Origin of the sequence: Hydrogenophilus thiooxidans (genome assembly GCF_019049855.1) — a bacterium.
Lineage (GTDB): Bacteria > Pseudomonadota > Gammaproteobacteria > Burkholderiales > Rhodocyclaceae > Hydrogenophilus > Hydrogenophilus thiooxidans.
In genome coordinates, this window is the sequence record NZ_JAHLSY010000058.1 from 1 (window position 1) to 1,131 (window position 1,131).

The 1,131-nt window shown below is 63.5% G+C and carries 2 protein-coding genes and 1 pseudogene; all 3 read right to left on the reverse strand.

Going from position 1 to position 1,131, the window contains the following annotated elements; all coding sequences use genetic code 11:
• Nucleotides 1-429: pseudogene (locus KUL93_RS11220) on the reverse strand (hypothetical protein); the annotation flags it as partial.
• Between the two features lie 204 nt (nucleotides 430-633).
• On the reverse strand, nucleotides 634-831 hold the full coding sequence (locus KUL93_RS11225) for a hypothetical protein (RefSeq protein ID WP_217127121.1): 198 nt from the start codon (nucleotides 829-831) through the stop codon (nucleotides 634-636).
• Nucleotides 828-1,131: glycosyltransferase (locus tag KUL93_RS11230; RefSeq protein WP_217127122.1), on the reverse strand; the 304-nt coding region annotated here is incomplete at its 5' end. The genes KUL93_RS11225 and KUL93_RS11230, both read right to left, overlap by 4 nt.

Below are 1,131 nucleotides of genomic sequence, written 5' to 3' on the forward strand. Positions count from 1 at the left end.
GCCGGGCGGGGATTTTTCCCGGTGTTCGACCCTCAGCCAGTTAGGAGGGTGGGTCAGTTTTATCTGGCCAAAGTGGGTCAAAATTCGTGGCCATTGACAGCCATCGACTTCGAAGGCTTCATAGAGGCGCCCGTAGTTGCGGTAGTGGTCGGCATAAAAGAGCGTTTCGGCCTCGTCAAAGAGTTGCGCTTGATGCAGGTAGAGCCACAGACTGCGCGCGAGGGCATCGGGCTGGGCGGCAAACGCGTCGATCTGGGCTTGCTCAAAGAGCCTTGCGGCAACGCGCAGGAGGGTCTCGCCGCCCCGTCCTTCGGCAAGCGTCAGGATGCGCTGGGCGTGGCGGTCAAGGCTGACGGCGGCCTCGGCGGCAAGGGGTGCGGTTTCCAGCAGGCGGTGAAGACTTTCGCCGTTGGTGAATGACTTCGCCATCTTCTCCCCCGCTGCGCCTCCCTTATGAACGCTGCTAGTTTAGCGCGGCGGCGGGGGCAAGTTGGACCAGGCCCTGGTGCTCTTTGTCGGAGAACGGCGCGTGCAGCAGCCTCTCCAGCGTCTTGACCTGGCTGGACAAGCGGCTGTGCTCGCGGTTGATGAGCACGGCGATCAGGGCGGGGTCTGGCTTGCTGGCTATTGGCCTCACCACCCCAACAGCAGCACGTTCATCCCCGCCATCCCCGCATCCGGCACGCCGGTCACCGTGATGACGACCTCTTCCTCATCCCGGTCACCCACGTGCAGGTAAGCTCCATTCTCAAGCGGGAGCCAGCCGATCGATTCGGCTTCGATGGCGGCACGTTCGGCTTCGAGCTCATCCGGGTCGATCAGCCGGTTCACTTCGCCAGCCCCTCCACCCACGCCAACTGCCTGGGCAAGCACACCGTCTGCAGGTCGTAGTTTGCCTGCGCAAACGCGCGGGCGTTGCGGCCCAGGCGCGCTCGTGCGGCGGGGTCTTCGAGCAGCGCACAGATTTCGTTCGCAAGTCCGGCTACGTCGAAGAAATCGACCAACCGCCCGGTCTCATCGTGCTGAATCGCTTCGTGGAGCGGGGCGGTGTTGCTCGCCACAATCGCGCAGCCGGCGCTCATCGCTTCCAAAAGGCTCCAGGAGAGGACAAAGGGGTAGGTGAGATAGACG